Consider the following 25,406-nt stretch of genomic DNA (forward strand, 5'->3'; position numbering starts at 1 on the left):
TTTCACCTTCCTACTCCACATGACTTTCTTTTTGTTCCTCGTAAACATCGTTGTATACTTTATTTAATTCTTGCTCTAACTCAGCTAAGATTTTGTGACCTTCGTGGGTAGTAATAATGCCTAAGCGGACTGCATAATCCACCTGTCTAGAAAAGCCATACATTTGAGTGTCAACGACTTCCTCAAAGGCTTTACATTGGGCTATACATAAATGATTTCGCTGATTACTTATCAGGCGTCTAATCTTTTTGGCTTCTTCATCTAAAACGTCTAAAGCAAATTCTTTCGAAATTTCAGTATCCATGACGGACCCTCCTATCTAATTCACTTATTATAGCACAAAAGCGAACTTTTTTAATAGTATCGAAAGAACTTTTCGTGTATTTTAAGTTTTACTTTAGCCTTTTATTATTTACGGATTTTGCTTTCTTTATTAGCTGATTTTTAGCTTTTTTCGTCAAAAAAAGCTCTAGAGAAAACTCTCTAGAGCAAGTCTTGCAAAGCTTTATTATTTAGCAGCTGCTAAACGTTTATTAACTTCATCCCAGTTAACAACATTCCAGAAAGCTTTGATGTATTCAGGGCGAACGTTGCTATATTTTTTATAGTAAGCGTGCTCCCAAACATCTAAACCTAAAATAGGTGTTTTGCCATCTGTTAATGGTGAATCTTGGTTAGGGGTTGACATGATTTCTAATTTACCATCAGTGACAACTAACCATGCCCAACCTGAACCAAAACGGCCAGTACCGGCTGCAGCAAATTTTTCTTTAAAGTCAGCAAAGCTACCAAAAGTTGCTTCGATTTCTTCTTTAACTGCTCCTGTTGGTTCGCCACCTGCGTTTGGTGCCATAATTTCCCAGAAGAAAGTGTGGTTGACATGTCCGCCACCGTTATTTTGAACTGCGCCACGGATATCCGCTGGAACATTCGCTAAATCTGCTACTAACTCTTCAATTGATTTTTCACCTAATTCAGGATATTTTTCAATCGCTGCGTTTAAGTTAGTTACATATGTATTGTGATGCTTATCATGATGCAAGTGCATTGTTTCCACGTCAATATGTGGTTCTAAAGCATCATATGCGTAAGGTAATTCTGGTAATGTGTAAGTCATTCTAATACCTCCAATAAATAGTGTGTTGTTTCTTTCAACACCTTAACTGTATCATTTCCAACTCTTCTAATCAAAATAAATGCTTGTTAATCGGTCATATAGTCATATTCTTGTGTTTCTATCATAAAAAGATTACAATACCTGTTGTAACGAATCCTTAGTGGTTCGCTTGAAAAAATATTCAGAGACAGTCTGAAGGGATTGAATCTGACGAAGGAGTTCACATGAGTTTATTACAACTATTTAAGGCAGCATTTGTCAAACCAACTGACTTACTTCAAGGCAAAGATAAGTCTGGTGGCAAAGTTTTTATTTACTTTCTGTTTCTAACGTTAATAATGAGTATTCCTTTAGGTGTTGAATTAATTAAAGTTGTTGGCACGATGCAAAAAGACGTCACCGCCATTACCGACAAAATGCCTGATTTCTCAACAAAAGATAACCAGCTAACTACGGACACTCCCGATAGCGGCTTCATTTATCAAACCGACTATTTAATTTTCACATTTGACCCCGATGGCAAACGTGACCAAGAGGATCTTCAAAACGACTTGATTGGTAATGTTATTGGTCTAGGTTTACTAAAAGAAGAAATTATCCTCACTGTTACCGATGATAATTTAATGGGATCACTTTTACCTTCTCGCTTACTAAAAATTCCTTACAGTCGTTTCGATAATGGTAACTTGACGAAAGAATGGATTTTAAACAATGTGGCTTCCAATCCAAATTTAGTTAAAATTCTAATCATTGCTTTTAGTATCGCTTTGCTACCGATTGCTTTTGATTTACTGCTAACTATTGTCATGATGACTCTTGTCGGTAATTTATTTATTAAAATGCGTCGTAGTCAACTTAAATTAACTGAGAGTTTTAAAATCATCGTCTTTTCGGCAACTATTCCAGCAATTGTTTCAACTCTTTTATTAACTTTCTTCCCGATGGTTAATGCGAGTTTTGTCATGATGTTGATGACCTTGATGATTTATCTCAAAGCTGTGCCGCCAGCTGAAGACAAACCAACTTTATAAAAAATAAAAACTAGCTGTCTCGCAGCTAGTTTTTTTGTATTCTTTTATGTTTTTAACAAAGTTTGTTACAATGTAATCAGACTTATTCGAAGGAGGATTTTATGACTAAACCACTTTTACTCATTTTTCCAAAATTAACAGCTGAAGAACTAGCCTTAATTGAACCATTAACTACAAACTATCAGCTGATTACTACCGAGGCCATCACAGCTGAAACACCCCTTGATCAAATTGAAATCACTTTAGGGTGGCAGTCTGAGCTGGGGAATCAACTTTTAGACTCCCCTACAAGTCAGTTGAAATGGATCCAAGCTTATTCAGCTGGCGTTGACTATTTTGACTTAAAAAGACTTCAAGAAAAAAATATTTTGCTATCTAATGCTAGTGGTGTTCATGGTATACCAATTACTGAATCAGTCATTGGCATGTTACTAGGTTATTACCGTGGCTTATTCACTGCAACTTTAGATCAACAACAACGGGCTTGGAATAAACACCCTAATTTAAGCGAAATCGCTAATAAAAAAGTCTTGATTGTTGGTACTGGTGAAATCGGTCGCAAATTAGCCCAAGTCTTAAGTGTCTTCGAGCTTGAAGTATATGGTATCAATCGATCAGGTTATTCTTTGCCAAACTTTCTTGAAACTTATCCCCAAGACGAAATTAACGACGTCTTGCCATTGATGGACATCGTGATCAACATCTTACCTTTAACGAGTCAAACGACGCACTTCTACGATGCTGAACGTTTTGCTTACATGAAAGACGGGGTCGTCTTTATTAATGTCGGACGGGGACCTTCAGTTGATTCTAAGGCCTTATATGACAACTGTTTGAGTGAAAAAATTGCCTTTGCAGGCATTGATGTTTTTGAAGAAGAGCCATTGCCTCAAACATCCCCTTTATGGGAATTGCCAAATTTACTAATCACCCCCCATATTTCAGGGAATACTTTACAATACAACCAACGTTTATTAACCATTTTTGCAAATAATTTAACTTCCTACAATCAAGTTGGGCAATTGTCCCAAAGTATTGTGGCTTTAGATCTAGGCTACTAAAATAATTTTAAATTTTTCACAAAAAAGAGCACTCCTTAAGGAATGCTCTTTTTGCCTTTTGGCTAGCTTAACTGTTAGCAACATAATAATAAGTTGGTTCATCTCTTTGAGCGTCATAGTCCACGCTTAAGTCATAACCGTGAAAGAACCAGTCATCAATCTCTTCAGCGAAGAAATTAATCCCGCCATCTTTAACCGTCCCTAATGTCTCACGGGAAGGATTAGCGATTTCCATGCCTGTAATAAAACCAGCATGGACATTCGTGCTACCACCATATTTTCCAAAAAAGCGAATACTATCGCCTTTTTCTAATTCTAATTCCTCAGTAAACCATTTTGTTGCTTCAGGTGAAATTGTTATTTTCATGAAATAACCCACTTTCTTTTCTTTATGCTTTTATTTTAGCATACCTCAGAAAAATTATCGGGCTTTATGCCTAAGACTGAAAAAGAGCTTTACTGCATTTTTTCATCTAGTCGTTCCACATCTTCATCGGCACCGATTAAGAGTAAGCAGTCATTTTTCAGGACTAACTCTTCCGCTAATGGTGAGATAATCAACTTTTCGCCACGACGAATCCCAACGATATTCAATCCGAATTTTTGTCTAAAGTTTAAATCAATTAGATTTTTATCAAAGAATTTTGGATTTGTGACTTTAACTTCTGCCAATGAGTACTCATCAGATAGCTCTAAATAATCTAAAATGTTTTTTGAAACTAAATTATGAGCAACTTTAACCCCCATGTCTCGTTCCGGATGAACGACACGGTCAGCCCCAATCTTATATAAGACTTTAGCATGGTACTCATTTTGGGCTTTAGCTGTCACATTAGGGACACCCATTTCTTTAGCCATTAAAGTCACTAAGATACTTGCTTGAATATCTTCACCAATCGCAATAATCACATGGTCAAAATTTCGTAAACCTAAAGAACGTAAAGTCATCTCATCTTGAGCGTTAGCGACAACGGCATGGGTGGCGATGTTCATATATTCATTAATTCGATCCTCATCTTTGTCAATCGCCAAAACTTCTTGGCCTGATTCGACTAAAGTTTCACATAAACTACCACCAAAACGGCCTAGGCCAATAATTGCAAAATTTTGTTTCATCTCTCTGACTCCATTTCTTATTAACTAGTTACTTAACTATACCATGTTTGAAAGCATAAATCGCCGCTTGAGTTCGATCTTCCACGTCTAGTTTTGATAAAATATTAGAGACGTGAGTTTTAACGGTTTTCAAAGTAATAAATAACTCATCAGCAATTTCTTGGTTACTCTTACCTTCGGAAATTAGTAACAAGATTTCATTTTCTCGGTTCGTTAAATCTTCATGTAAGACTGGTTCATTTTTACGGGTCATGCGTTCCATCATCTTACCAGTTACTTCTGGTTCTAACACAGTCTCACCGCGATGAGTCGCTCGAATAGCATTAGCAATTTCACTTGCGGTTGAGGTTTTTAACAAGTAGCCAGCCGCCCCAGCTTCAATGGCTGGATAAACTTTCTCATCATCAATAAAACTTGTGACAATAATTATTTTCGCTTGTTTCCAATCTTTTAAAATCGCTTTTGTTGATTCAATGCCGTCCATCACATCCATCACTAAGTCCATTAAAATAATATCTGGCCTTAACTCTAAAGCTTTCTCATACCCAATTTGACCGTTCTCAGCTTCACCAATGACTTCAATGTCTTCTTGAATCGATAAATAAGAAGAGACTCCTAGGCGAACCATTTCGTGGTCATCTATTAACAATACTTTAATCACTATTTACACGCTCCTTCACGTTGTTTTTTATTTACTCTGAGACTTTTTCAGCTTCGACAGCTAACTCAGCTTCTGGGCTAAGAGGTGGATCTAATACGGGAACTCTAATTTCCACACTGGTACCTTTCCCTTTAAAACTAATAATTTTACAAGTGCCTCCCATACCGGTCACCCGTTCTTTAATATTGTTTAAACCATAACTACCTACCCGGTCTTTCTCAACATCAAAACCGACACCATCATCAATCATCCGCAGTAACATGCTTTTATCGACTTTTTTAAAGTAGACTTCTAACGATTTTGCTTTAGCATGACGTAACGTATTAGACAATAATTCTTGAACGATTCTAAAGACATGATCTTCCACGCCAGTCGGTAACTCAATGTCTTCAATTTCCCAATTCAATTCAATTTGAATTTTAGTTTGTAGCTCAACTAACAACTGTTCAATCCCTTTTTGTAAAGATTTACCTTCTAAAGTAATTGGTCGTAAATGCAAGAGTAACGCCCGCATTTCAGATTGAGAAGCGTTAATAATCGTGCCTACCATGTCCATTTGTTTTTGAAAAAGTTCTTTCGTTTCATACTTTTTCGCTTCTTCTTGCAAGGCGGAAATCATCATTGCTGCAGCGAAAAGTTGTTGACTGACTGAATCATGTAACTCTCGGGCTAAGCGATGACGTTCTTCTTGTAAAATTTGTTCTTTTGATTCCCCATCAACCATCTGTGGGCGACTCGTTAATAATTGCAATTCCTTAGACATTCGTTGCATGTTTTCATTGATATTTGTTAAGTCTTGATCAATATCAGAAATATAAGGGTCGTGTTCAGCTCCCCGAACCCGATTTAAAAATAAATTACTATCATAGTTTCCATTAGCTAAAAGACGAACCTTTTCTTCTAATTTACCATACTGACTTCGTCTAACAAAGTAGACAGTAATTAAAACGATCACGCTTACTGTGACCGAAATCACTAAAATATAGACAATCAAAGGGACCCGGAATATTTTAGCTTCCCATAGTTCTAAAAACCATTTATGTTTTCGGGTAGCATAAAAGTAGGAGTACAGAGTTAACAATAAAATAACATTTGTAAAAATAAAGGTGTAAATAAATAAGAGGGGTCGGGTGAGCTTCGACATCATATGCGAATCACCTCAACATCCCCCATTAAGGTACTAGTAACAATTTTTAAGCGGCGGTTGTTACCGTCGTAGTCTTGACTGTAGACTTTTAAAGACTCATTTTTAATTCTAAAAAATTCATCTTCAAAAATAACATTACCTAATAAGGTAGAGTGTTCTAAGACAATCCCAATCCCTACCGGTACAAGGACTCGTGTTCGGCCAAAACCTTTACGAATCATAATAACGTTGTCGGTTTTCGGTAATAAAGTATTTCCTAAATCAATAATCGTATCACCGGAGATAATCGTAAAATTGATATCATCCCATTCATAGACATTACTACCAATTCGTTGGTTACCAATCCAAGGACGTTTAAACCGGCGCCCATTCTTTGGTTCACTTTCGGCAGTTTCAACCATTAACATGTGTTTTTTTCGCCAAGGGGCATTTTGAAACAACTCCACCCCAGAAACTTCCACACCTTTAAGCCCGATAAAGATGACAGCAAAAATCATCATAATCCAAATCATCGGACTACTGATTAATAAGATCAAGCCAATCACAACTAAACTCACAATCAACTGAAACTGGTTAAAAGATGTTTTGATGCTTTTCTTTAAGGCATAAAGCAAATTAATGACTGCCAAAGTTAAGAATACAATGGCTGCGGGGTTATTTATTAATTGATAGCCTGCCAAAATTAATAACAACGCTTCAATAATAAAAAAGAATTTCCATGAGCTATTCATTTTCATTGCTCCTATCGTTTATAGTTTGTTATCTAATTATACTGAACTCCGTAAACTTCTTGAAGTTGCTTGAGAAGGACATCTCTCTACGACTTTAGTCTTAGTTTTGACATTCTCCTAAATGATACCGAAATTACCTTCATAATACTACCTTTATTTACTATTTCTTTAAATAAAAAGACTTAGCATATGAGTTCATGCTAAGCCTTTACATTAAGCTACTTTAACAATTTTAACTTTCATGTCGCCACCTGGTGTTTGAATCGTTACTTCATCGCCAATTTTTTTATCGATTAAAGCTTTGGCAATCGGTGAATCATTTGAAATTTTACCTGATAATGGATCCGCTTCAGCGCTTCCAACGATCACGTATTCTTCTTCTTCACCGTCTGGTAATTCAATAAAAGTAACTGTCCGGCCTAGAGTAACAATATCTGGGGCAACGGCATTGCTATTAATGATTTCAGCAAAACGAATCATGTTTTCTAACGTTGTGATGCGGCCTTCAGTGAAAGCTTGCTCATCTTTAGCTGATTCGTATTCTGAGTTTTCTGATAAATCCCCAAAGCTGCGAGCGATTTTAATACGTTCAACAATTTCTTTACGTCTAACGGTAATTAATTCTTCTAATTCCTGTTCTAATTTTTCTTTACCTTCTATGGTCATTGGAAAGACTTTTTCTACCATTTTAATTTCTACTCCTTTAATATCATTTATGTGTAAAATGAAGAGCTTTTCCAGAGCTCACTCTGGAAAAGCTTGTAATTTATATCCCAAAGATTACCACGTCTTTCCCTAAATGTAAATAGTAAAAGCGTTTTTTTGAGATAATCGTCTCTAACTTAATTTTTGCTATCGATGTATTCTTCTTTAAGCTTCAAGTGCTCTTCGTAAGTTTTAGCAAAGTAAACTTTACCCGTGTCTACATCGGCTAAGAAGTAAATAAACTCATTATCCTCTGGGTTTAAAACAGCATTAATCGCCTGTTCACTAGGGTTATTAAATGGTCCCGGTCCATAACCTTTATTAATATATAAGTTATATGGGGAATCCACTTGCGTATCTTTATTTGACAAGTGAACTTTATGTTCTTCCATGGCATACAAGATTGAAATATCTGATTGCAATGGCATGTCAGTCTCAATCCGATTTAAGAAGACTTGAGCAATGTTGCGACGGTCCCCTTCTTCGACACCTTCTTTTTCAACTAATGAAGCTAAGGTCAGTAACTGTTGAACCGTGTAGTTTTTAGCTGAGATATCTTCCATTTTAGGGGCTAAAATCGTATTCGTTTTATCCACCATCTGAGTGACAATCTCTTCGATCGTTGTTTCTTCATAATAGTTATACGTTGCTGGGAATAAATAGCCTTCTAAACGATATCTAACATCTTTCCCATCTTTCACACTACTTAGTAGATTTGGGTATTTATCATATAAAGTATTAAAGAATTTTTCATCAGTAATAACAGCCAAAAATTCTTCTTTGGACACTTTCGTTTTCTCTGCAAACAAATTCGCAATTTGTTCAATTGAAAAACCTTCAGGAATCGTTATTCGAGCGTCTGCTAATTCTAAAGGTTGGTCAGTGCCACCTTGTTGCAATAAGCGACCGATTTGTTCTAATTCCATATCGGGAGCCATTTGATAAAAGCCACCTTTGAAATCAGTTAAATTGTTCGTTTTCACAAAATAGTTAAAAACTAAGCCACTTTTGATGATTTTATTTTCTTCAAGAATCGCTCCGATGCCTTTATTACTTGTACCAATTTTAATTTCGACTTGAACTAGCTTACTGTCTTTAGGATTGTAAGGTTTCAACGCAGATTTCCAATAGCGATAAAAAGAAAAGCCTAAAATAGTGACGGTAACGATTAATGCAACTACGACGACGGCAACGATTTTACGAACCATAGTATTTTCCTTTTGCCGTTTCGATTGACGGCGACGACTTTCTGACATAGTAACTTCTGAAGACTCCTTTGACGGGTGTTTTAAGCGACTAGCTGTTTCTGAATGGTAAGTGTTTTCACGACTCACTTCCGCTTCTTGGCTAGTTGGCTCTTCCCGATGCTCTTGCTGCTTCCTTGGCTCTGTTTTTTCGTTATTTTCTTGGCCTTTTGTAGGATTTGGTAGATCGTTATTTCTTTCTCTGATTGAACCGAGGACTTGCTCCCGGAGGCTGGCCCCCGCTAACGATTTATTTGTTCCATTTTGATTGTCTGTATTTTGATTTGAACGACTTGCTTTCTTTTCATCTTGGTTCGGATGATTATTATCCAAAATGAAACCTCCTTACTACTGATTAAACTCAGTCATAACTTCCATTATTATACACGAAACTCTCTGAAAGTTAAAACCTTTTTAGCGCTTTTTAATTTCTCAGTTTTTTTAATTTTTTTTACAAAAAATATTAATAAAAAAAAACAGCCAAAGCTGTTATTTTTTATCTTGATTTACTTAATTGTTTTATCTTCACCAAACCACTTTTGACTAATTTTTTCCATCTCACCAGCCGCTTTTAACTTATCTAAAGCGCCGTTAATTTGTTTCAATGTTTCTGAGTCGTCTTTTCTTACCCCCACTGCGTAATCTTCTTGAGGGAATTGACTATCTAAGATTAAATACTTATCTGCTTGACCTTCTTGTTCAATGTAATACTCAGCAAAAACACTATCAATAATAAAGCCATCAATTCGACCATTGTTTAAATCTAAAAAGGTTTCAACAAAAGTTGGATATAAAATCGCTTCTTGATTTTCAACAAAGTCTAGCAATAATTCAGGATTAGCTACTAAAACATCAGCACCACTTGAGCCTTCTTGAGCTCCCAAGGGTTTATCTTTTAAGTTTTCATAACTCGTTATATTATTTTTAGCTAAGGTCACAATGACTTGCTCATTATTTAAGTAAGCTTGTGTAAAAGCGACTTTCTCTTGGCGCTCTTTCGTTACTGTGTAACCATTCCAAATTAAATCAATCCGTCCATTTTGAAGCTCGGTCTCTTTCATCATCCAATCAATTGGTTGGATTTCCGCTTCCACACCTAATTCTGCCGCTACTGCCTCGGCTAAATCAATGTCAAAACCAACTAAATTGTCATTTTCATCTCTAAAGCCCATGGGTACGAAAGTATCATCGACACCAATCACTAATTTGCCTGTTTCAGTGATTTTTTCCCAATCTTTTAATCCTTGACTCTCTTCTTGCTCATTACTACAAGCTGCTAAACTTAAACTAACTAACAACGTACTAACAATAATTTTTACTTTTTTCATCATTACTTCCTCCTCTTATTATTTGATAGGTTCAACGACTAACAACTGATCAGCAATTTTTTTAGCGAACTCATGATCATGAGTTACGACAATTTGAGTCATACCAGCGGCTTTTAAAGATAAAATTGTCTCGGCGACGCTGTCTCTTAAAGCAGGGTCTAAGGCACTTGTCGGTTCATCGTAACAAAGCACCTTAGGTTCCATTAGCAAGGCTCTAGCAATCGCTACACGCTGTTTTTGACCACCTGACAATTGGTATGGGTATTTATCTTGTTGCTCTACTAAATCTAACTGAGATAAAACTGATAAACTGTTCTTTTCAGCTACTACTTTACTTTGTTTAAGGACACGTATCGGTGCTAAGGTTAAGTTCTCCTTAATTGATAAATGAGGAAATAGATTAAACTCTTGAAATACAATCCCAATCCGTTCCAGACTATTTTCATGATCTTGGGGATCAATTTTTTGACCTGCAACAAAAATTTCCCCTTGGTCCATCTTCTCTAGCCCACAGATGCACCGAAGTAACGTTGTTTTCCCACCACCAGAAGGACCAGTTATCGCTAAAATCGAGCCTGCTGGCACACTTAAATCAAGGCTATCGAGAATTTTTTTACCATTAAATTCCTTTGTGACATTTTTTAGTTCAAGCATCTGTTATCCTCCTTTTTACTCATAATAATTCAATTTATTTTCTAAATGTTTCAATAGTAAGGTCAAGACGCCTGTTAACAAAAGATAGAAGAAGGCGACTTCGATTAAAGGAATCAAATTAATTTCACGTTGCAAAGCAACTTTTCCAGCTTTCATCACATCACTTAAACCGACAGCATAAATTAATGACGTGTCTTTAACTAAGGTAATGATTTCATTGCCAATTGAAGGTAATAATTTTTTAAAGACTTGGGGCAAAACGATTGTTGTGACTGTTTGCCATTTACCTAAGCCTAAAACTTTTGCGCCTTCAATCTGGCCTTTAGGAATTGCTAAGATCCCACCACGAAAAATTTCCGCATAGTATGCCGTGTAGTTGATCACGAAGGCGACTAAAGCCGTTGTAAATCTCGGAAAGACTAAACTTTCTGAAATTAGCGGCAAGCCGTAAAAGATAAAAAACATTTGCAATAATAAAGGCGTTCCCCGAATGACCCAAGTATAAGTCGCAATTAAGTATCGTAACGGTTTAAATGAGGTAGTTGCTCCGAGACCAACGATAAATCCTAATGGTAAAGAAATAAGTAAAGTTAAACTGAATAATTTCAAGGTGACTTGCAAGCCGGTCAATAATGCCGGTAAAACTTTTAAGGCTAATTCCATCGTCTTTTGCTCCTTTCTTTAAGAGGTGATGATTTTTTTCAATAACTCACGGCCAACGTCACCGCTTTTTTCAGGTAAAAAGTGCAAGCCCCAAATATTTTCAGCTTGGATTATGGCTGGGAATTTTAGACTGCCCTGGCCTAGCCCTTTGATTAGTTCTAATTCGCAATCAACCCAGTAAGGTTTTGTAAAATAAACCTCTAAGTCTTGGTCTTCTTGCTGACTCATTAAGTCTTCAGCTACTCCTAAAAGTTTTCCCTGAGCAGGAAATGCGTGCTCTGACTCTTCCTCAAGTGGCAGCTCTTCGCTTAAGCCTTCTAATAAGTTTAACCCTGTCAGATAGTTTGCACCTAGCTGACCTTCGAACAATAGATGGAGTCCTAAGCCGATGCCAATTATTTTTTTATTAGCCTTAGCCGCCGCTTTTAATACTGGCACTAGTTGATTTCCTTTTAAAGTCCTCATAGCTTTTTCATAGGACTCTTGGTCAGGAATAATGATGCCACTACTTTTTTCTATCTCTGGAATGCTTAAAGTACATGTTGCTTGAAAGCCTAATCCTACAAGTTCTTTGATTAATTCCTCTTGTTCTGCTGGTGCGTCACTTAAAATCACAATCATCTTTACACAACCTATCTTTTTTATTAAATACAAAAAAGTCCCCTTGGCATCAGATCAATGCCAAGAGGACGAGCGTTTTAATTCACGTGTTTCCACCTCTGTTCGCAATTGCTTTACAGCAACTACCTCAGAAAGTCTCTAAGAGACTTTTGCGATAACGAGCATACCGATTGAACCTACTAAATGATTACTCATTTTTCGGCAAAATAGCTCCCAGCTGTGTTCGTTATATATGTGCTATCCTTTTCCACCACCCAAGGACTCTCTAAAAACATCACTATATAATTACTTGGTCTGTTCTAAGCTTTTTTCTAATTGTGTTCTAATGAACTTTTCAATACTTTATCATGAATAAAACTAAAGGTCAACTCTTTTATTTAGAATGACCAAAAATTTAAGCTAAGGCACCCATTGGATCCCAAGGTAAAAGGGTCGTCACTTGGTCTGCCGCGATAATTGCTTGTAAATGTTCTGGTAAGTAGGTTTTTTAATCACAACTTGGTAAGTATATTCATCCATCCAAGCATCACTCATCACGAAGTAACCTTTCGAACCGACTTTATCTCCCCAACTATTTTCAACTTTCCATTTAGTTGGTTGCCCCTCAATTAAATTCACTCCGGTCAAGACCATGGCATGAGTCATTAAACTTTCACCGTAATCTAAGCGTTCGGCTTTCGTCATTGAAAAATCAACAGCTAAAGTGCTGTCAACGTCATAAATATCTGTTGCCATAATTCCTGAATCACGAGTGGATGATTGACCGACATCACAGCCATACCAAACCGCTTCACCAGCTTTTAATTGGGCAATTGCTAACTCTTTAAAGGTCGGCATATCAACGTTTAAATGGCGAACTTCTTGACCGCCAACGACGCTACCGAGCATCTCAACTGTATACATTTGATTGTAAGGCTTGTCCGCTGTTGGAGCATTAATGACACTGACATATTCACTTAAATCTAAGCCCACATATTTAGCGTAAAATGTTTGTGGTGTTAAATGTTGATCTAAATGATAGACTTGTTCACTGTCCCGGTAGTCAAAATCAAAGGTTGTTGGTGGTGTGCCTAAGGCTGTGGCTAACATATTATAAACATCATTTAACATCAAGGCTTTTTCAGCTCGTAAGACTTCTTGACTACTGTTTTCGGCGATTAAATTTCGTAACGTGACAGCATCTTTCCGTAATTTTTTATTTAAATAAGTGTTTAATTCTTTGGAAGCAGAGCTACTGAAAGCTTCTGGCATGACCGATTTAGGAACAACCCCGTATTTTTGAATTAAAGCGACTAACATGTCCCATTGGCCACCATCTTGTTGAGGGGTAGCTAATAAGAATGCGACTTTACGACTGGTTAGTTCCTCTGAGCTAGTCTTAATAATATTTTCATAAAAATAATTAGCTTTTTCAAACTTATCCCAGAAAAAGGTATGATTTTGAGACAACTCAAAGTCTTTTAGTTTCAGCGTATGGGCCATGTGGTGGCGGAACGTATTTAAGGCAGCGAACATCCAACAACGGCCACTTTGTTTTTGATTTGCCACATTCCCTGTTTCTAGATCAATTGAAAAAACTGGCGTGTTTAAAACCGTTGAGGATTGATTGATAGAAGAAGCTAAAATGCCATTCTTGACTACCCCTCGCTGAATGGCACGTTTTTCAAGTGAGTTTTCATAATTTGTCGCAAATTCCTTAATTTGAGTCATGTCGATTGATTCTTTCATTTTCTTCTTCCTCTCTAGACTTAATTCTTTAAGTTTACTCCTTTTTTTATGATAATTCCAATAATAACAAAGTGATTTAACTACGCATTTAACTTTTCACTTATTTTTCTTGCAAAGTCACCTTACCTGTATTAAGATAAGCAATACAAAGAAGACACAGAAAGGAGGAACTCATTGTGATCTTAACTTTAAATATGACTAGTGACTTACCCATCTATCAACAAATTCGTAATCAAATTATTCTCGCCTTAGCAACAGGCCAATTAAAACCAGGGGAATCCTTACCTTCTGTTCGCCAACTAGCTGACGATATTGGTGTTAATATGATGACTGTTTCCAAGGCTTATCAAAGCTTAAAAGAGGAAGGCGTCGTTGAAATGGATCGACGGCAAGGGACTAAAATCAAAGAACATATTTCGACTAATCCTAACTATTTAGTGGAACTCACGGAAACTTTGGAATTGTTATTTGCCCAATCCACTTTAAATGGCATCTCGGAAACGACCATTAATGACTTAACTAAAAAAATTTATCTAACTCATCAACGAAAGGATGTATAATTTTATGTTTATGTTTATTTTCTTATACGGTATTCACTTAGTGATCTTAGGAATCCTCTATTTCACTTTTAATCTTTACACAAAGCCTCACAAAAATGTTATTTTAGAAACCACCTTAACTGACGAACAAATCAATCAACCTGAAACTAAATCAGTCATCCTTAATTTTCGAAAAAAACTTAAAAAAAGCATTTTTTATTTAGCTTTGGCGGCTTTACCTTTAATTTTTATTAATTATGATTCTATTGCTTTAATCTTTTACTTAACCTTAACCTTTGTCACTTTTGGAGTTGCGCAATTAATTTTAATTTCCGGTATTCGGGAGATGCAACTAATGAAAAAAGCCCAAGGTTGGCTAGTCAATGACGACAACTCGGAGCTTGTGCGGATTGATACAACCTTGTCACAAAATAAAAATCAAAAAAGTCTCGCCCCTACTTGGTTTATTCCCTTAGTTCTCGTTCCAATTATCTTTATTAGTTTAGGTTTAAACTCCAGCACAATTTGGGCCGCTTATTTGTGGATTAACTTACTATTCTTAGGAATGGTCAGCTTAATGTTCTTAGCTTATTATTTTATCTTACGTTTGCCTGCTAAAGTTTTAACTGATGACTCCCTGATTAACCAACAGTGTAATGATATCCTCCGTCGTAACTGGTCCTTAATGGCAGTTTTAAGCGGTTATTACGTTGTCTTGTTAGAACTGATTATTAATCTAGCCATCTTTACTAGTACCGCCACAATTACTTGGATTAGCTTGTTTTTAGTCTTGACTACTCTAGGCTTTTTAGCTTTAGTTTGCTACTTAATCTTTTCTGCTCGTAAAAAACAAGATGACTTGTTAACAGCCAGTCATAAATATTTAAGTGCTCAAGAAGACAGTTTTTGGCGTTACGGCTTTTATAACAACCCTCATGATTCTCGGACAATGGTTCAAGACCGCCTTGGCATGAATATGTCATTAAATCTGGGGAATAAAAGTGGACGCCGAACTTTAACGATTATTATGACTTTGACACTAAGCCTCTTAGTCATTTTATCAACGATGATGTTACGAGCGGATTTTTCGAAACATGCCTTTACAATGGCTTTTACTGACACAGCGATTACTTTAAAAGCCCCTTTAGCTAGCTCGGCTACTTTAGCTTATCAAGAAATTGAGGACATCGCATTAATAGATGAACTACCTAAATCTGTAAGAGTTAACGGCACAGGGACAGCCCATTACGCTACTGGTAAATTCAAAGTCACTGGTGAAAAAGAATTAGCCAATTTTTATATTGATCATCGTTCAGAAAAAATCATTAAAATTACAAGTCAGGGCCACTCTTATTATTTTACTAATCAAAAAACGAGTGAAACTGAAGAAAACTATCAACGATTAGTCAATAAATTAAAATAAAAAATGCTGTGACAATTGTCACAGCATTTTTTGCTAATTTTTTTCTGCTCGATAATCTAAGTGATGTAAATACCGCCATCTAGAAATCAAGAAAAAGATTAATTGGAAGACGACATAAGCCCCAATGATTTGCCAATAATAAGTAAAGACTGGTAATTCAATTAAGACGTTTAATGCATACATTGCCATCGCGAAATGAGCCATTGCAACGACGATCGGAATAAAGTACATAATTAGCATCTCTTTTGTCACGATTTGATGACGATTTTTGCGAGGGATACCTAGGATATGTAAGGAGCGATGATACTTCCCATCACTTTCTAACTCACCAAATAGTCTAAAGTAAATAATACACGCCGCAAATGTAAAGAATACCGAACCTAACAAGACACTGACTAATAAGATCAAGCCGTTACTTTGCTTCGTTTGAATCCAAGTTTGATACATTGACGTATACTCAAAATTGCGACTTAGAGCCTTATCGAGTTTTTCTTGTTCTTCATCGCTAAACTCTGAAGGATTGTTGCTTTCGGCCTCTCCATAAACATTATTGATTTCTTCCTGACTGTTAGTCCACATCACATCTAAGCTTCCTCGGATATCTCGATCTATCTGACCAAGCTCCGCCCACTCACGATAATGAATAATCGTTATTTCAGAAGGGGTATACTTAATGCCTTCTGCTTTCAGCTTAGCAACTTCGATTGCCAAAGTCTCAGTGTAAAATTTATCTGAAACAACAGCAGTTGCTCCGTAGCCAATATTGAATTGAACTGGCTTTAAGACATAATTGACTGTGATTGGCTCATCACTCATCCCTTGATAGGCTTGACTAGTTACTTCTTTTCCTAAATTAGAGCTATTTTGAATTTCCTTTAAATTAGTATTAGATGTTGCTAAAATGACTATTTGTTGGTCGGAATCCGTCATAATTTCAGCATCGCCAGTAAAACGCGCTAATTTATTGTAACTACTAACAGGAATCAAATTAACATAATTACTTGCTAACTGCTCATCTTCAATCATCAGATAAGCCGATTTGAACGACAGGACTAAAGGCTCAAAACCTGAGTGCTTAATTCGTTGACTAATCAAATCAATGTTTTCTTGATGATAACGCATATCTTCCTCATCTTCAGCGTTGCGAGTATAACTGTAGGCAAAACTGCTTGCTTGGGTTTGAGCAAATTCTTGTCCCCCAATTGCCATGGTCACGCCAATCCCAACAAAAGCCACCGTTGCTACAATTGCAATCATAAAATACATCGTACCGTTAATTTTCATCCGGTAAATCAAGTTCGTAATAGTTAACATATTGACTTTTTTATAAAAGATTTTTCTGCCTTGTAAAAAAGAAAAAAAGCGGACACTGTTTTGTTGGAAAAAAACGTATGTCCCAGCGATTGTCAGTAAGACACAGACTAAAATTAAACCTAACGCATAACCGGAGCTAAAACGGACATCAAAGACAAATTTTAAAATAGCACCGTAACCTAAGGCAATTAGTAATAAACTACCGACAGCATAGTACCATGTGGTTTTTCCGACTTTAATCGGCCGCTCATCAGCTTTACTCATTTCCGTTAAATTAGCAACTTTAATCGTAAATGTCGTAATGATTGAAATGAAACTAAACAAAATCATATAGACGATAAAGGTCAAAAGTACTGGTTTAACTGGTAAATAAAAAGCCAAACCTTCTTCAATCGCCAATAAATTTTGACTAACTAGTAAAACGAATTTTGAAAAAAAAGTTCCGACTAAAATACCAGTAATGACTGAGCCTAAGCCTAGCAGCGTATTTTCTAAAAATATCATCCGTCGTAAATCTTTTTCCGACATCCCTAAAATTAAGTAAATTGAAAAGTCACGTTTCCGAGCTTTTAAAAAAATACTAAAGGTATACCATAAAAACACGAAAGACATGATGACAATTACAACTTGGGCCACTTGCATCCCAATCTGGGCTAAAAAAGCCACCGTCTCGCTACTGCCTTGTTTGCCATTATTCAACGTTGGATGAAAGAAGAGCAATGAAAAAATAAAAAAGGCCATGACTGAAAATAAGCTACTTAAAAAATATGAGGCATAGGCTCGTCCGTTTCTAGTCACATTACGAAAGACGAGTTGCTTGAAATTCATGATTCGTTCCTCCTAAATGTGCAAGTACATCAAGAATTTTTTGATAAAAAAGTTCCCGATCATCACCACAGTAAATCTCATTGAAAAATTTACCATCTTTTATAAAGACTACTCGGTGAGAGTAACTAGCTGAAACCGCATCATGAGTGACCATTAAAGTCGTAACATTTCGCTCGAAGTTAAATTTTTCTAATAAGTGCATGACATTACCTGCAGCTTTTGAGTCTAAGTTTCCTGTTGGTTCATCTGCTAAAATCAAACTAGGACGATGAATTAATGCTCTAGCGATTGCTACCCGTTGGGATTCCCCGCCTGATATTTCATAAGTCCGCTTTTGTCTCAAGTTTAAAATATCCAAATCTTCCATGACTTCGTAAGCTTTTTCTTTCATTGCCACAACACTTTGATTATCTAAAGTTAAAGGCAACATAATATTTTCTTCTACCGTTAAAGTCGGCAATAAATTAAAGTTTTGAAAGACAAAGCCTAATTCTTTCCGACGAAACTCAGCTAATTCATTTTTACTTAACTCGTGGGGATTGCGCCCTTTAATAAAAACATTGCCACTAGTTGGTTGATCTAAAGTTGCAATTAAGTTTAATAATGTCGTCTTGCCACTACCTGAAGGTCCCATAATACTTACAAATTCCCCTTCTTCTACCTTTAAATCAATTTTTTTTAAGGCTTCATAAGGCACTGGCCCTTGATATACTTTTGATAAATCTTTAATTTCTAATAATGCCACCGTTCTGACCTCCTATTTTAATCTTACCTTTATTGTAGCCCTCTTTAATCATTTATTATATGGATAATAATGACATTAATCTTACAGCTTTGTCATATCTAAAAAGGCTATTGAATGATCCTCTCAGATTATTCAATAACCTTGCCACTTATCAACTCGATATTCCACATTATTCAAGTAATTTCGTCTTGAAATGAAGAAAAAGCTAACTTGGAAAACTAAAAATAGGCCAATCACTAAGAAAGCTTCTTGCCAAATATTAATCCCGATAATCACGTTAAGACCCCAGACGACTAATAAATAATTGATAATTGCAATCGTCAATGGTAAGAAAAACATCACTGCCATCTCTAAGGTAATCAATTGATGTCTTAATTTTGGCGGTATCCCGATTAAATGTAAGGTTCGGTGGTAACGACTATCTTGCTCTAATTCACCAAATAAGCGGAAATATAAAATACAAGCATTGAAAATAAAGAAGACGGAACCAATGAGTAAATTCGCTAAAAACGTCCCTCCTTGTTCATTTTTTCTTTGCAACAACGTTTGATAAGAGGACGTATAGTCAAAAAACGTATAGTCATCAACTAATGGGTCATAAGTCTCTTCACTTTCATCGATCCTTTCGTTAATAACTTCTTGCCGCTCTCGAAGATAATCACGAACTTCTGTATCAACGCTACCAGAAGTTGCCCACTCTTTAAAGTGAATAATTTGGAAAGGGTAACTCAGCTGGGGAATTTCAATTAATTTAAGGTATTCCTCTTTAGTCAATCCCGCTGGTGGCTCACTAACAAGTTGCTCCGCTTTGAGACGTGGTCCTGCTAATTGAATATTTTTAATAATTTCTTGATAAAAATTATCTGCCACAACCGTAATATTTGGTAGATTGTTCCCTGCATTGTAATCAGCAGGTAAAAAGCGAAAAGTAACATTTTCAACTTTCGGTTCTTTTGGTCCTTCAAACTCAACATCCCCATTATACTGATAAGGGACTTGACTAAATTTATTAGATAAAATGACTAACTCATGTTTGCCAGACAAGGTTAATTGAGACTTACCTTTGAAACGCGCCATACTGTTGTATTCACTTAAAGGCATTAAAAATAACAACTTGCGATTTTTCTTAACATTGTTGTCTTCATCAATAACCCCTATCCGATCATCATAAAAATCAGGAATGTACTGATGACTGTTTAACGTTAAGACTGCCGAATCATCTAGCCGGCTACTTTTGGCTGAATAGTGACTTTTACTAATAATTTTTTTGATGCCGGCAAGGGTTTCATCATGAAAGTCCCAATCAGCTTGATTTTTCACATTGTAAGCACGGTAAGTATACGCCAGCGTATTTTCTTCATTCGTACCGTAAAGCTCAACTTTCGATAATAAAACTGTTCCAGTAATTGTGAAAAAAGCAAACAGGGCAGAAAATGTAATTAAAAAATATAAAGTGCTATTAGCTTTTAAACGATAAGCTAAGCTACTAAAAACAAATAACTTATCACTTTTAAACCGCCAAGAATACTTCCGACATAAGTTGACGACTTGAATCAATAATTGCTGAAAAAACAAATACAAACCTAAACAAAAAAAACTAGCGGCGCCAATCAGTAAGACTTTCGTAAAATCAGTCACGCCTTTCAGACTAGAGTCTAGGGAGCTCCACTTGACGACTTTCACAAACAAGAAAGTCATACTATAAGTTAAAAATAAGCTAACTATTCCTAAAGCAATTAAATAATCATTCGTTTTCGGGTCTTTTAAGCTTTTGTTAAAAATATTTAAAGTCATTGAACCGTCAGTTGTTTTAAAGAAACTTAAGGTTAATAACATCACACCAATAAAAACAAATAAATAAACAATTAACGTTAAGGCAATGGCTTCTGTTGGGAAATAAAAAGTTAATGGCTGATCCACCCCTAAGATATTTTGACCAATTAATAAGATAAACTTACTGAATATTACGCCAATCACGATGCCAACAGTAATACTACTCATTCCGACTAAACTATTTTCTAAGGCAATCATTTTTCTTAAATTATTTCTTGTCATACCGAGCATCATATAGAGACTGAAATTTTGTTGTCGTTCTTTTAAAAATAAGAAAAACATTGATCCTAAAAAAATCAAACTCAAAATCGCAATGACTAAGAGGGCAAAGCCAAAAAGACTATTCGTCGTGAAATACAAAGTAATAGCAGTTAAACGGGTATTTCCATCTAAAAAGTCCCCTTCTAAGGCAGGGTGGAAATACAAAATAGCTGCTGTGAAAAAGACAAAAATTGAAAAGACACTACTTAAAAAATAAGATAAATAAACTCGCGCGTTTCGCAAAATATTTTTAAACACTAACTGCCTAAAATTCATTGCCACCCTCCGTTTCTTAAAAGTTGACTGTCACCGTTGTTCCTTCCTCGACTTCCGAGGCAATCACGACTTCATGATTTAGTTCTTGGGCGATTTCATGAACTAAATACAAGCCCATCCCCGTGGCTTCTTGATGATTTCTTCCTTGGTCACCAGTAAAGAACGGTTGAAAAACTCTTGGCAAATCACTTTTAGAAATCCCGCTACCATAGTCAGTAATTTCTAAACTGACCACACTTCGTTCTTTCTTGCCAGTAATTTCGATGTTTTTACCAGAGTTCTGAGAATATTTAATACTATTTGATAATATTTGATATAAGATAAAAACTAACCACTTACGGTCGGTTTCAACGGTTAACTCATCTGGAATATCAATTTTCGGATAGACATAGTTGCGAATAAAGTTTCGTTTGTGCTCGGCTACAACTTGATTAGCTACTTGGCGGACATTCACTTTTTCAATCACAAAATCCGCTTGAAACGATTCTAAGCGTGCCATAGTTAAGGCTAAACTTAAGCCTTCTTTCATTTTGTCTGTTTCTTCCATCAAACTTTCTTTATCTAAGTTATCGTCTTCCATCATCAGTTCAATCACTGCCAATGGGGTTTTCATTTGATGAACCCATTGATTAATAAAACGAGTGTGTTCGTCTCGAGCATTTTGCAGCTTTTTATTTTCACTAAAAAAATAATGATATTGTCTTTGAAGCAAACGATTAATTGATTGGGATAAAGGCGAAGCATCATTTTGAATCTCTTCATAAATGCTCTCACAATTTTTTTTCGAAAAGGCTTTATATAAGTTTCGTTGGGTTAAATAGACAAAGAGTAAATAAATTGTCACAACAAAAAATCCTAAGCCAAAACCATATAGTAAAATAACTGTTTTGCGATAGCCATCTAACCACACAATCCCAATTAATAAAACGCTTAAAATCAAGTATAAAAAAATAAAGGGGCTATGTTGTTTTAAAAATAATTTCATACTAAGATTCCTCGCCTAAGTCTAAACGATAACCTTTGCCTCGAACGGTAATAATGCCATTTTCAAAACCTAAATCAAAAAATTTCCGCCGTAAACGAGTGACATTGACTGATAAAGTATTGTCATCAACAAAATTCTCATTGTCCCAAAGTTTATTAAGAATCGCTTCACGAGTGACAATATTTGGGTAAGCTTCAATTAATAATTCAACTAACTCCCCTTCTTTTTTCGTCAATAACTCTTTTTTTCCTTGATTTTCTAACTCTAATCGCTCAGGATAGTAACTTAAACTCATTTTTGAATAGACTCTTTCTTCTGAAGAAGAGGCATATTCGCCATAGACTCGGCGAATATGACTTCTAATTTTAGCTAACAGTAATTCATAAGAGAAAGGTTTCGTAATATAATCATCAGCACCATATTCTAAAGCCATCACTTGATCCATATTGCCTTCACGAGCTGACAAGAAAATAATTGGACAGTTAGATGTTTTGCGAATTTGTTGGGTCCAATAAAATCCGTCGTAATAAGGTAAATTAACATCCATTAAGACTAGCTGTGGGTCACATTTTTCAAAAAAAGCCGTTACATTTTGTAAGTCTGTTGGCGATACGACATTAAAATCATATTTTTCCAAATGCTCACTAACTAGTTGGACTATTTTTTTATCGTCTTCAACTAACATGATTTTCATAAGCTCATTCCGCTCCATTCTTAATCTAATGCTTATTATTATACCTTATTCTAGAGGCAATCAGTAGTACTAGCGAACCCATCTTAAAAAAAACGCAAGAAAGAGCCTCCTCTAAGGGAGACTCTTAAATATTTAGTAGGAGTTAACGTTTTTTAAAGACACCCATAGCGCCACGAATAATTTCACGACTGGCACTTCTAAATAGTTGGCTCATAAATGTCGACGTAAACTTAGTAAGTGGATTGTTCTTGCGTTTCTTTTCTTCTTCACGTTCTTTTTTAGCTAGTTCTTTCGCCACTTTGTCGTCTTCTTTGGCTTTTTCCTTCGCTAGCTTTTCTTCTTCTTTGCGAATGTTCTCTGCTTCAGCTGCTTCTTTTTCAGTCAGTAACTTAGCTGACAGTAGCTCAAAAGCCGACTCCCGATCAACGGCATCACGATAAATTCGGTCATAAGGTGATTGACTAATTAATTGTTGATAATAACTTTCATCGACTGTTCCCATTTTACTTTCTGGCGGTCGGATTTTAGCCCGTTCGACCATACTCGGCGTCCCATTCTCATCTAAGAAAGAAATCAAGGCTTCACCGACTTCTAATTCAGTTAAAGCTTTCTCCACATCCAAATCAGGATTGCTACGGTAACTTTGGGCAGCTGCTTTAATAGCTTTCTGCTCTTTAGGCGTGTAGGCTCTTAAGGCATGTTGAATCCGATTGCCTAATTGACTTAAAATAATTTCTGGAATATCAATGAGGTTTTGGGTAACAAAATAGACACCAACGCCCTTTGAACGGATTAAACGGACCACTTTTTCAACTTGTTCAACTAAACTTTTTGGCATATCTTTAAATAGAAGATGAGCTTCATCGAAGAAAAAGACCAATTTTGGTTTTTCTAAATCGCCGACTTCAGGTAATTCTTCAAACAAAGTTGATAACAACCATAACAACATCGTTGCGTAAATCATTGGTGATTGGAATAGTTTTTGGGCCATCAAAATATTAATGAAGCCATGGCCTTCACTATTTTTTTCCATAAAATCAGTTAATTTAATAGAAGGTTCACCAAAGAATAAATTTCCACCTTGTTCTTCAATCGTTAATAAATGACGTTGAATTGCCCCAATGCTTTGTTTCGTCAAATGACCGTAATCCCCAGTATAATCATCCAGGTGGTTTGAGACTTCACTTAACATCGATTGTAAATCTTTAATGTCGATTAACAAATACCCTTTGTCATCAGCAATTTTGAAAATAACTTGTAAAACATCGCTTTGAGTGTCATTTAATTGGAATAAACGAGCAAGTAAAAGCGGTCCCATTTCTGAAATTGTCGCTCGGACTGGGTGACCTAATTCACCAAAGACATCCCATAATCTGACTGGAAAAGCTCGAGCTTCATAGTCACTGATCCCGTAATCTTTAACCCGGGCTAACATCTTTTCATCGCCACCAATTTCAGCTAAACTGGCTAAATCCCCTTTAATATCAGCTAGAAAGACTGGTATCCCTTCTTTACTCAGTTGTTCTGCAACAACTTTTAAAGTCACAGTTTTCCCAGTTCCTGTTGCCCCAGTAATAAAGCCGTGACGGTTAATATACTTCGTTTGTAGACCTAGATCATGTTCATTGACTGCGATTGGTAATACTCCCATTAAAATCCCCTCCATTGTTATCTTTATATCTAATATTCTACCATTTAATAATAAAATCAACCAATTCTAAGGGCTATTTAACGATTTTTTCTAGTTTATAAACAAAAGTTCAAAAACATCATGATAAAACCATGGGACTTTCGAAAATTCTGTCAGCTTAGAGCTTTTGATATTGACAAAAGCTTGTTAAAACGGTATTCTAGTACTTGTGTTGAACAATTATCTGTTCACGAGTGCCGCCTTAGCTCAGTAGGTAGAGCACCACCATGGTAAGGTGGGGGTCATCAGTTCGAATCTGATAGGTGGCTTACTTAAAACCTTGGTATGTTGAGGTTTTTGAAGAAATTTTTTGGGGGAAATGATAATGTCTCTACTCCCTGAAACAATGAAAAAGGGCTCTTTGTCAAATAGGACTGATGAGTTAATTTTATAAGAAGATATTTCTGGTAAATTCCAGAAACGTCTTCTTTTTACTTTATTTAATTTTTATCAAGCCGTTAGTTAAAAAAATTCTGATACGCATGTTTTGAAATGATTTAAAACCGTAGGATACTCTTTTTAATGTTTTTATATGTGTATTTTTAGCTTCGATTTTTCCGTTTGAATAGCTATAAATCAATGAATTTGTAATGCCCTCTTCATAGGAAAGAAGATTCTCTATTTTCTTTTTAAACTGTGGATCTAAATTATCAGGCAAGTTTTTTAAAAGTGAGAAGAATCCTTCTGGATTCTTAGTTCTGAAATGGTGTCCTAAAAGCTGAAATGATTCATAAGCATCTGCCAATGGTATTGATAGGGAGAGTAAACGGTCAATCATCATTGCTTCGGTTAAAAATGGGTATTTGGGAGAGCGGAAGCTGCGCCAGGTTTTGTAATGTGTCATATCAATGTTGCTAGAGTTTTTCAACAAAAACTTCCAATTTGTTTTTAATTTATTGGCATCACTTTTTTTGTTTTGTTGATTAATTCGTTTCATTTCTCTTACCCTAAACTCATTAAATGCGGAATTTAGATGTTTAACAATATGAAATCGATCAATAATTAGTCTAG

General features: G+C 35.9%; 24 protein-coding genes, 1 tRNA gene, 1 pseudogene and 1 other annotated feature. Of the genes and pseudogenes, 5 read left to right on the plus strand and 21 right to left on the minus strand.

What is annotated here, in order from left to right:
- Positions 1-10: 10 nt before the first annotated feature.
- Both CBF35_RS04745 and CBF35_RS04750 read right to left on the minus strand, forming a co-directional pair.
- Entirely contained in the window at positions 11-304 is a 294-nt protein-coding gene (locus CBF35_RS04745) for an Fpa/YlaN family protein (protein WP_126778843.1), read from the minus strand.
- Positions 305-508: 204 nt separating this feature from the next.
- On the minus strand, positions 509-1,117 hold the full coding sequence (locus CBF35_RS04750) for a superoxide dismutase (RefSeq protein WP_126778844.1): 609 nt from the start codon (positions 1,115-1,117) through the stop codon (positions 509-511).
- A 224-nt stretch (positions 1,118-1,341) separates the two neighbouring features.
- Between CBF35_RS04750 and CBF35_RS04755 the strand changes: the two genes are divergently transcribed.
- Together CBF35_RS04755 and CBF35_RS04760 are read left to right on the plus strand one after the other, a co-directional pair.
- Complete coding sequence (locus CBF35_RS04755; protein WP_126778845.1) at positions 1,342-2,148, plus strand: DUF1189 domain-containing protein; 807 nt, start codon at positions 1,342-1,344, stop codon at positions 2,146-2,148.
- A gap of 101 nt (positions 2,149-2,249) precedes the next feature.
- A complete protein-coding gene (locus tag CBF35_RS04760; RefSeq protein ID WP_126778846.1) occupies positions 2,250-3,209 on the plus strand; it encodes an NAD(P)-dependent oxidoreductase in 960 nt (319 codons plus the stop codon).
- A gap of 67 nt (positions 3,210-3,276) precedes the next feature.
- Here CBF35_RS04760 and CBF35_RS04765 read toward each other — a convergent pair whose 3' ends face one another.
- The 12 genes and pseudogenes from CBF35_RS04765 to CBF35_RS04820 form a co-directional block, all read right to left on the minus strand.
- Positions 3,277-3,576 (minus strand): HesB/YadR/YfhF family protein, encoded by a 300-nt coding sequence (locus tag CBF35_RS04765; RefSeq protein ID WP_126778847.1) that lies wholly within the window; start codon positions 3,574-3,576, stop codon positions 3,277-3,279.
- 89 nt (positions 3,577-3,665) lie between these two features.
- Positions 3,666-4,325, minus strand: a complete 660-nt coding sequence (locus CBF35_RS04770) for a potassium channel family protein (RefSeq protein WP_126778848.1) — start codon at positions 4,323-4,325, stop codon at positions 3,666-3,668.
- A gap of 28 nt (positions 4,326-4,353) precedes the next feature.
- Positions 4,354-4,986, minus strand: coding sequence for a response regulator transcription factor (locus CBF35_RS04775; protein WP_126778849.1), 633 nt, complete (start codon positions 4,984-4,986; stop codon positions 4,354-4,356).
- A gap of 31 nt (positions 4,987-5,017) precedes the next feature.
- Positions 5,018-6,133 (minus strand): sensor histidine kinase, encoded by a 1,116-nt coding sequence (locus CBF35_RS04780; protein ID WP_126778850.1) that lies wholly within the window; start codon positions 6,131-6,133, stop codon positions 5,018-5,020.
- Positions 6,130-6,864: a cell wall-active antibiotics response protein LiaF gene (liaF, locus tag CBF35_RS04785; protein ID WP_126778851.1), complete on the minus strand. Its 735-nt coding sequence runs from the start codon at positions 6,862-6,864 to the stop codon at positions 6,130-6,132. The genes CBF35_RS04780 and liaF overlap by 4 nt, the downstream gene beginning before the upstream one ends.
- Before the next feature lie 213 nt (positions 6,865-7,077).
- Positions 7,078-7,551: a transcription elongation factor GreA gene (gene greA, locus CBF35_RS04790; protein WP_126778852.1), complete on the minus strand. Its 474-nt coding sequence runs from the start codon at positions 7,549-7,551 to the stop codon at positions 7,078-7,080.
- A gap of 155 nt (positions 7,552-7,706) precedes the next feature.
- Positions 7,707-8,825 (minus strand): endolytic transglycosylase MltG, encoded by a 1,119-nt coding sequence (gene mltG / locus CBF35_RS04795; RefSeq protein ID WP_126778871.1) that lies wholly within the window; start codon positions 8,823-8,825, stop codon positions 7,707-7,709.
- Positions 8,826-9,319: 494 nt separating this feature from the next.
- Complete coding sequence (locus CBF35_RS04800) at positions 9,320-10,141, minus strand: amino acid ABC transporter substrate-binding protein (RefSeq protein ID WP_126778853.1); 822 nt, start codon at positions 10,139-10,141, stop codon at positions 9,320-9,322.
- Between the two features lie 18 nt (positions 10,142-10,159).
- The gene (locus tag CBF35_RS04805; protein ID WP_126778854.1) at positions 10,160-10,795 is read right to left on the minus strand and encodes an amino acid ABC transporter ATP-binding protein; all 636 of its coding nucleotides are present in this window, start codon (positions 10,793-10,795) and stop codon (positions 10,160-10,162) included.
- Positions 10,796-10,810: 15 nt separating this feature from the next.
- Positions 10,811-11,458, minus strand: coding sequence for an amino acid ABC transporter permease (locus CBF35_RS04810; protein ID WP_126778855.1), 648 nt, complete (start codon positions 11,456-11,458; stop codon positions 10,811-10,813).
- 18 nt (positions 11,459-11,476) lie between these two features.
- Positions 11,477-12,079, minus strand: coding sequence for a type 1 glutamine amidotransferase family protein (locus CBF35_RS04815; protein WP_126778856.1), 603 nt, complete (start codon positions 12,077-12,079; stop codon positions 11,477-11,479).
- 61 nt (positions 12,080-12,140) lie between these two features.
- Positions 12,141-12,390 (minus strand) — a binding site (T-box leader).
- A gap of 83 nt (positions 12,391-12,473) precedes the next feature.
- A pseudogene (locus CBF35_RS04820) lies at positions 12,474-13,807 on the minus strand (C1 family peptidase).
- Positions 13,808-13,983: 176 nt separating this feature from the next.
- Between CBF35_RS04820 and CBF35_RS04825 the strand changes: the two are divergent.
- Together CBF35_RS04825 and CBF35_RS04830 are read left to right on the plus strand one after the other, a co-directional pair.
- Entirely contained in the window at positions 13,984-14,367 is a 384-nt protein-coding gene (locus CBF35_RS04825) for a GntR family transcriptional regulator (protein WP_126778857.1), read from the plus strand.
- Positions 14,368-14,371: 4 nt separating this feature from the next.
- Positions 14,372-15,769, plus strand: coding sequence for a PH domain-containing protein (locus CBF35_RS04830; RefSeq protein ID WP_170174713.1), 1,398 nt, complete (start codon positions 14,372-14,374; stop codon positions 15,767-15,769).
- 33 nt (positions 15,770-15,802) lie between these two features.
- Here CBF35_RS04830 and CBF35_RS04835 read toward each other — a convergent pair whose 3' ends face one another.
- From CBF35_RS04835 to CBF35_RS04860, 6 genes are all read right to left on the minus strand, one after another.
- A complete protein-coding gene (locus tag CBF35_RS04835) occupies positions 15,803-17,911 on the minus strand; it encodes an FtsX-like permease family protein (protein WP_126778859.1) in 2,109 nt (702 codons plus the stop codon).
- A complete protein-coding gene (locus CBF35_RS04840; protein ID WP_126778860.1) occupies positions 17,883-18,656 on the minus strand; it encodes an ABC transporter ATP-binding protein in 774 nt (257 codons plus the stop codon). The genes CBF35_RS04835 and CBF35_RS04840 overlap by 29 nt, the downstream gene beginning before the upstream one ends.
- 132 nt (positions 18,657-18,788) lie before the next feature.
- Positions 18,789-21,026 (minus strand): FtsX-like permease family protein, encoded by a 2,238-nt coding sequence (locus CBF35_RS04845; RefSeq protein WP_126778861.1) that lies wholly within the window; start codon positions 21,024-21,026, stop codon positions 18,789-18,791.
- Between the two features lie 16 nt (positions 21,027-21,042).
- Positions 21,043-22,011: a sensor histidine kinase gene (locus CBF35_RS04850; RefSeq protein ID WP_126778862.1), complete on the minus strand. Its 969-nt coding sequence runs from the start codon at positions 22,009-22,011 to the stop codon at positions 21,043-21,045.
- Position 22,012: 1 nt separating this feature from the next.
- Positions 22,013-22,705, minus strand: coding sequence for a response regulator transcription factor (locus tag CBF35_RS04855; RefSeq protein WP_126778863.1), 693 nt, complete (start codon positions 22,703-22,705; stop codon positions 22,013-22,015).
- Between the two features lie 142 nt (positions 22,706-22,847).
- Complete coding sequence (locus tag CBF35_RS04860) at positions 22,848-24,356, minus strand: helicase HerA-like domain-containing protein (protein WP_126778864.1); 1,509 nt, start codon at positions 24,354-24,356, stop codon at positions 22,848-22,850.
- 235 nt (positions 24,357-24,591) lie between these two features.
- Between CBF35_RS04860 and CBF35_RS04865 the strand changes: the two genes are divergently transcribed.
- A tRNA-Thr gene (locus CBF35_RS04865) sits at positions 24,592-24,664 on the plus strand.
- Positions 24,665-24,831: 167 nt separating this feature from the next.
- On the opposite strand, the gene CBF35_RS04870 is transcribed toward CBF35_RS04865, so the two are convergent.
- Positions 24,832-25,406 (minus strand): transposase (locus CBF35_RS04870; protein ID WP_148112178.1); only part of this gene is annotated, 575 nt, incomplete at its 5' end.

The organism is Vagococcus salmoninarum (assembly GCF_003987495.1).
GTDB lineage: Bacteria > Bacillota > Bacilli > Lactobacillales > Vagococcaceae > Vagococcus_D > Vagococcus_D salmoninarum.